The sequence below is a fragment of the uncultured Ruthenibacterium sp. genome (assembly GCF_963558415.1).
Taxonomy (GTDB): domain Bacteria; phylum Bacillota; class Clostridia; order Oscillospirales; family Ruminococcaceae; genus Ruthenibacterium.
In genome coordinates, this window is record NZ_CAUWGY010000031.1 from 22,856 (window position 1) to 29,378 (window position 6,523).

The 6,523-nt window shown below is 41.7% G+C and carries 6 protein-coding genes; 5 read left to right on the forward strand and 1 reads right to left on the reverse strand.

All coding sequences use genetic code 11. The annotated features are described in order from the left end of the window. Positions 1-9 precede the first annotated feature (9 nt). On the reverse strand, positions 10-1,089 hold the full coding sequence (asd, locus tag AB5H98_RS07165; protein WP_367925231.1) for an aspartate-semialdehyde dehydrogenase: 1,080 nt from the start codon (positions 1,087-1,089) through the stop codon (positions 10-12). A gap of 257 nt (positions 1,090-1,346) precedes the next feature. Here asd and queA point away from each other — a divergent pair, with 257 nt between their 5' ends. The 5 genes from queA (at position 1,347) to radA (ending at position 6,340) form a co-directional block, all read left to right on the forward strand. Further along, positions 1,347-2,375: a tRNA preQ1(34) S-adenosylmethionine ribosyltransferase-isomerase QueA gene (gene queA, locus AB5H98_RS07170; protein ID WP_367925232.1), complete on the forward strand. Its 1,029-nt coding sequence runs from the start codon at positions 1,347-1,349 to the stop codon at positions 2,373-2,375. A gap of 131 nt (positions 2,376-2,506) precedes the next feature. Continuing rightward, positions 2,507-3,331 carry an amino acid ABC transporter substrate-binding protein gene (locus AB5H98_RS07175; protein ID WP_367925233.1) on the forward strand — a complete coding sequence of 275 codons (825 nt, stop codon included), beginning with the start codon at positions 2,507-2,509 and terminating at the stop codon, positions 3,329-3,331. 58 nt (positions 3,332-3,389) lie between these two features. Then, positions 3,390-4,079: an amino acid ABC transporter permease gene (locus AB5H98_RS07180; protein ID WP_367925234.1), complete on the forward strand. Its 690-nt coding sequence runs from the start codon at positions 3,390-3,392 to the stop codon at positions 4,077-4,079. A 3-nt stretch (positions 4,080-4,082) separates the two neighbouring features. Then, complete coding sequence (locus tag AB5H98_RS07185) at positions 4,083-4,841, forward strand: amino acid ABC transporter ATP-binding protein (protein ID WP_367925235.1); 759 nt, start codon at positions 4,083-4,085, stop codon at positions 4,839-4,841. Between the two features lie 98 nt (positions 4,842-4,939). Then, a complete protein-coding gene (radA, locus tag AB5H98_RS07190) occupies positions 4,940-6,340 on the forward strand; it encodes a DNA repair protein RadA (RefSeq protein WP_367925236.1) in 1,401 nt (466 codons plus the stop codon). The last annotated feature ends 183 nt before the right edge of the window (positions 6,341-6,523 follow it).

Consider the following 6,523-nt stretch of genomic DNA (forward strand, 5'->3'; position numbering starts at 1 on the left):
AGAAAACGTTTAGTCGAAGTATCCTTTTGCCGCTAAAAGTTCCGCCAAAAGGACTCCGCCGCCGGCCGCACCGCGCAGCGTATTGTGAGAAAGGCAGACAAACTTATAGTCGTATTGTGTATCCGGACGAAGACGTCCAATTGAGATCGCCATTCCATTCTCCAAATTTCGGTCTAATTTTGTTTGTGGACGATCCGCTTGTTCAAAATAATGTAAAAACTGTTTGGGAGCACTGGGCAGATTTAACTCTTGGGCAGGACCATAGAAGGAAGCCCATCTTTCTTTGATTTGCTCCATAGTGGGTTTACGATCAAAACTCACAAAAACTGCAGCCATGTGCCCATCGGAACAGGCTACACGCAAACACTGAGCCGTAATTGACGGCTTTTCCGCCGGAACAATCACACCGTCCGCAATATGTCCCCATAGTTTCAGCGGTTCCTGTTCGCTCTTTTCTTCTTCACCACCGATGTATGGAATGCAGTTATCTACCATTTCGGGCCAACTCTCAAATGTTTTTCCAGCTCCGGAAATTGCCTGATAAGTGCAAACCAAGCATTTTGTTACTCCAAAGTCCTTCATCAAGGGATGAAGAGCAGGGACATAGCTTTGTAAGGAACAGTTGGATTTGACCGCAATAAATCCACGCTTTGTTCCAAGACGCTTACGCTGTGAATCGATGATTTGAATATGCTCTGCATTAATTTCAGGTACCACCATAGGAACATCTGGCGTAAAGCGGTGTGCACTGTTATTAGACACAACAGGGCACTCTGCCTTGGCATAGGCTTCTTCCAGCGCACGAATTTCGTCTTTTTTCATATCCACAGCGCAAAAAACAAAATCCACTTGAGAGGCGACTGTCTCCACCTCAGAGGCATTCAATACAATCATTTTTTTTGCTTTTTCCGGAATAGGAAAAGGCATCGCCCATTTATTTCCGACAGCCTCTTCATAGGTTTTACCTGCGGATCTCGGAGAGGCAGCTACCGCCGTCAGGTCAAACCAGGGATGATTTTCCAACAACGAAACAAATCTTTGTCCTACCATTCCAGTGGCGCCCACGACCCCTACTTTAAACTTTCTCATGAAAACTCATCCATCCTTTCTCACCACATCTTTATTGTATGTAAGATTCCTTTGTGTTGTTACAGTTTGGGAATCAGACAATCCGATTGAAAGTGCTATGGTATTAAAAAAACCGGCTTGAAAACCGGTGAAAAATACAATATAATATATGGGATTGCTTGTTCGACAATCTTTTGCACAAGCCTCATACATTTCTGTTTTTCTTCATAAATATACCATCCTGAAAAATCGTTGTCAACGTAAAAGGAATAATGCCTATGCTAAAAAGTGAATTTTATTATGACCTTCCTCAGGAACTAATTGCACAAGAACCCTGTATTCCACGCGATGCAGCGCGTCTTATGTACTTAAAAAAAGAAAATGGAGCTATAGAGCATCGTGTGTTTCATGATCTGCCGCAGATTTTGGAACCCGGAGACCTCCTGGTGATCAACAACTCCAAAGTGCTTCCTGCCCGTTTAATCGGTCACAAGGCACAAACCGGCGCAGTGTGTGAGCTTCTTCTGCTCAGAGAAGAGGAAAAAGACGTGTGGGAATGTCTTGCAAGACCGGGGAAACGACTTCATCCCGGAAATTCAATCGAATTTGGCGACGGAACTCTAAAAGCTCAAATTATCGAAACAAAATCCGATGGAAATAAAATGGTTCGATTCACTTACGATACACAAACTCTGTATGAAAAACTTGACGCTTTTGGAAAAATGCCTCTTCCGCCTTATATTCAAAAACAATTGGAGGATGGGTCTCTCTATCAGACGGTTTATGCAAAGGAACTTGGCAGCGCAGCCGCGCCTACGGCAGGTCTGCACTTTACGCCAGAATTGATGGAGACTTTAGAAGGCAAAGGAATTCACTTCGCAGAAGTTACGCTGCACGTCGGATTGGGGACTTTTCGACCTGTCAAAGAAGAAAATATTACGGACCATAAGATGCACAGCGAATGGTATAGCATCGATGGAAAAAATGCTGAAAAAATCCAAAAAGCCAAACAAGAAGGGCATCGTGTAATTGCGGTGGGCACTACAAGTTGCCGAACGCTGGAAGCTGCCGCAACAACGCACGGCACTATTTGTTCTTGCAGTGGAAATACAGATATTTTTATTTATCCTGGATACAAATTTCAAGCAATCGATGGCCTCATTACGAATTTTCATCTGCCGGAAAGTACACTTATTATGCTAGTATCTGCATTTTGTGGCTATGAAAACACTATGAATGCGTACAAAACTGCTGTGCAAGAAAAATATCGCTTCTTCAGTTTTGGAGATGCAATGCTTATCCTGTAATAAAGAAATCATTCAAGAGGCATGTGAAATGCCTCTTTTTTAAAAAAAATCAATTTACCACTTTACTATGATAATGTGATGTAGTATAATGACATCATTGCATAAAGGATTTTTGTTTGAAAGAGGTTTTTATGATGAAAAAGGTTCTGGCTTTTATTGCGACTGCCGTTCTCGCAAGTGCATTTATGACTGCATGTTCAACAACAAATTCGACGACGTCGGAAACTTACAGCACGACGTTGGCAGATATTCAAGAAAAGGGAGAATTGGTTATCGGGTTGGACGACACATTTGCACCAATGGGATTTCGCGATGAGGCAGGAAATCTGGTTGGATTTGATATTGATCTTGCGAATGCGGTTTGTGAACAATTGGGCGTTACTGCTACATTCAAACCAATCGATTGGGATTCAAAGGAGTTGGCTCTCAGTTCCGGAACCATTGACTGTGTATGGAACGGCATGTCAATTACACCAGAGCGTGAAGAGCAAATGAGCCTTTCGCAGGCCTATCTAAACAACAAAATTGTTATCATGACCAAAGATGGTGTAACAGTTAACAATAAAGAAGATCTTGCTAATTATCAGATTGGAATTCAGGCCGGTAGTGCAGCATTAGAAGCAGTAAAAGCAGATGATATTTACGATTCCATTCAAGGAAATATAACAGAGTATCCTACATACGATGAAGTGATTTTGGATATGGAAGCCGGCCGCCTAGACTGCATGATTATTGATGAAGTTTACGGTGGATATAAAAACGAAAAAATGGGACAAGTCTTCTCGATTTCGGATATCAACTTTGGAGATGACTTATATGCAATTGGTTTTCGCAAAGGTGATACGGAGCTTACCCAAGCCGTCAACGATGCCCTAAATGCTTTGATTGCGAATGGAAGCGCTGCTAAAATTAGCAACAACTGGTTTGGAGCGGATATTGTAGTAAAACCGGAATAAAATTTTTAGCGGGCGGCGATTTACCGCCCGTTTTCAATGAATAAGAGAGGGAAAGACCATGAACCTACAGTATATACAGTCGATTCTTCCATCGCTGTTATCGGGTACCGTTCAAACGCTTTATATCTTTTTTGGGACGCTGATTTTATCTCTTCCGCTAGGACTTCCATTTGCATTGGGCTCCATTTCTCGGTTCATACCTGTTCGGGCAATTTGTAAAATTTATATTTGGATTTTTCGCGGAACACCGTTAATGTTGCAACTGTTTTTTGTATACTATGGGCTTCCCATTATGATGCAACAGATAAATCCAGCTTGGGCAGATTTTTTTCGGATGGAAAACACCACTGCCGCCGTTGTAACCTTTGTTCTTAACTATGCGGCTTATTTTGCTGAAATTTACCGTGCGGGAATTCAATCTATTGAACCGGGACAACATGAAGCTGCAAAAACTCTCGGATTTTCAAGATGGCAAACTATGCGTATTATTATTATTCCGCAAACTATTGCCCGTGTAATTCCACCTATTAGCAATGAAGTAATCACCTTAGTAAAGGACACCGCACTCGTAACCGCAATTGGCGTTGCAGAACTTTTAAAAGCGGCTAAAGATGCGAACAATCGTGATGTCAATCCGACCTCCTTTTTTGTAGCTGCCATCATTTATTTGATTTTGACTTTTGTTCTGACACTCTTATCTCAGTGGTGTGAAAAACATTTTTCACGTCACGAGAAAAAGGAGGAATAACGGATGCCTATTTTATCAATTGAAAATGTGTGCAAAAAGTTCGGAAATTTCGATGCGTTGAAAGACGTTTCTCTTCAAGTGGAAAAAGGAGAGGCCGTTGCAATTATTGGTTCTTCAGGCAGTGGAAAAAGTACTTTACTAAGATGCATCAACAATCTGGAAACCGTTACATCCGGAAAAATTATCATTGACCAAGATGTTTTGGTAGACACCGTAAACGGAACAGCTTGCTATCCATCCGAAAAAGAAATTCGGCGTATATGCACAAAGACCGGAATGGTCTTTCAGCATTTCAACTTATTTCCACATTTAAGTTGTCTCGAAAATATTACCGTTGCTCCCATCAAAATTCTAAAAAGGGATCCCGAAATAGTAAAAAAAGAAGCAATGGAACTTTTAGAAATCGTAGGCCTTGCTTCAAAAGCCACACAATATCCGGCACAATTATCTGGAGGGCAAAAGCAACGAATTGCGATTGCTCGCGCGCTGGCAATGCATCCTGAAATAATGTTGTTTGATGAGCCCACGAGTGCGTTAGATCCAGAAACGACCAACGAGGTTATTACTACCATTCAAAAACTCGTAGAACAAAAAATCACGATGTTAATTGTTACGCACGACATGCGCTTTGCTAAAAATTCCGCTTCCCGCGTAATATTTATGGATGACGGAGCAATTATTGAAGAAAATACACCTGAAAATTTGTTCAATCACCCTAAAAATGAGCGTCTAAGAGCCTTTCTTCAGTCCGTGGAGCGATAATAAAAAGGGATCGAAACTCTGGTTTCGGTCCCTTTTTTGATTAGGAGTTTTATGTTATACTATAATTATTCCTATGAAAGTTGTAAGGGAGCTTTTCAATGCCAAAAGATAAATTGAAAACCGTATATGTCTGTACGACTTGCGGAGAAGTTTCTACTCGCTGGTTGGGGCGCTGTCCCTCTTGTGGCGAATGGAATACGATGGTAGAGGATGTAGTTCGTGAAACAAAAAGCAGAGGACTTTCTTCTCAAAGTGCCCGCGGTGGTGTTTCTTCCGCCGGAATGCACGAAGCAGTTGCTAGTAAATTAAAGGATATCAGCACTACTGAAAAACATAGCCGCATCCTAACCGGAATTAGCGAATTGGATCGTGTTTTAGGTGGTGGCATTGTCGTTGGAAGTGTTGTTCTGCTTGGTGGTGAACCAGGGGCAGGGAAGTCAACGCTTTTATTACAGCTTTGTGGAGCGGTTTCAGCTAAACAGATACAGGTTTTGTACGTCACGGGTGAGGAATCGACTCGACAAGTAAAGTTACGTGCTTTGCGTTTAAAAGTTTCTCAAAACGATATTTCACTAGCTGCCGAAACAGATATCGACGCAATTTGTGAGCTGATTCAACATACAAAACCTGGACTTGTTGTAATTGATTCTATACAAACCATGCATTGCTCTGATATCTCGTCATCTGCCGGAAGTGTTTCACAGGTCAAAGAGTGTACTTCAAGACTTTTGGCTGTTGCAAAAACAAACGAAATTCCTACCTTTATTGTCGGTCATGTAAATAAAGATGGCGCCATTGCAGGTCCAAAAGTTATGGAACATATCGTAGATACCGTTCTGTATTTTGAGGGCGACAAAATGCTTCCATATAGAATTTTGCGTGCTGTAAAAAACCGGTATGGATCTACCAATGAAATTGGAATGTTCGATATGACGGGAACTGGACTTAAAGTAATAGAAAATCCTTCATTGCTTCTTTTGGAAGGCCGTCCCGTAGGAGTGAGCGGAAACTGTGTTGCATGCACAATGGAGGGCTCACGTCCGATTTTGTCTGAAGTACAGGCGTTGGCAACTAAAAGCGGATTTGGAACGCCTAGGCGCGCTGCCTGCGGCTTTGATTTTAATCGCATGAATTTATTATTGGCGGTCCTGGAGAAACGCGCAGGTTTCTTCATGGGCAATTTGGATGTTTATATCAATATTGTAGGTGGACTCGATCTAGATGAAACAGCTTGTGATCTCTCGGTTTGCATGGCAGTTATTTCGAGTCTATTAGATAAGCCGGTTCCTGACGATATGATTGCAATTGGCGAAGTAGGACTTGGCGGAGAGATCCGCAATGTAATCAATCTTGAAGCTCGCTTACGCGAGGCACAAAGAATGGGCTTTACAAGAGCAGTAATTCCAAAGCACAGCATGCGGCAGTTAGATTATGAAAATTTTTCCAACATGGAATTACTTGGTGTCACATATATAAAACAGGCAATTTCTTTGTTATAAAGTAATAGGAGGTTTTTAGCCTCCTATTTTTAATTTAATAATGCCCGAAAGAGGGAATCGTTAGAAATTGTAGATTTGAACCTTTAACCTTGGATATGATATACTGAACACAAGAAATCAAGAAACACTATTTCGCTAAAGAGTATAACTTTCGCGAAGTGGGGCGGCCCAACGGTGAACGCT

Coding starts and splice junctions, on each gene's coding strand:
- asd (WP_367925231.1), bottom strand. CDS start 1,089: ATGAGAAAGTTTAAAGTAGGGGTCGTGGGCGCCACTGGAATGGTAGGA.
- queA (WP_367925232.1), top strand. CDS start 1,347: ATGCTAAAAAGTGAATTTTATTATGACCTTCCTCAGGAACTAATTGCA.
- AB5H98_RS07175 (WP_367925233.1), top strand. CDS start 2,507: ATGATGAAAAAGGTTCTGGCTTTTATTGCGACTGCCGTTCTCGCAAGT.
- AB5H98_RS07180 (WP_367925234.1), top strand. CDS start 3,390: ATGAACCTACAGTATATACAGTCGATTCTTCCATCGCTGTTATCGGGT.
- AB5H98_RS07185 (WP_367925235.1), top strand. CDS start 4,083: ATGCCTATTTTATCAATTGAAAATGTGTGCAAAAAGTTCGGAAATTTC.
- radA (WP_367925236.1), top strand. CDS start 4,940: ATGCCAAAAGATAAATTGAAAACCGTATATGTCTGTACGACTTGCGGA.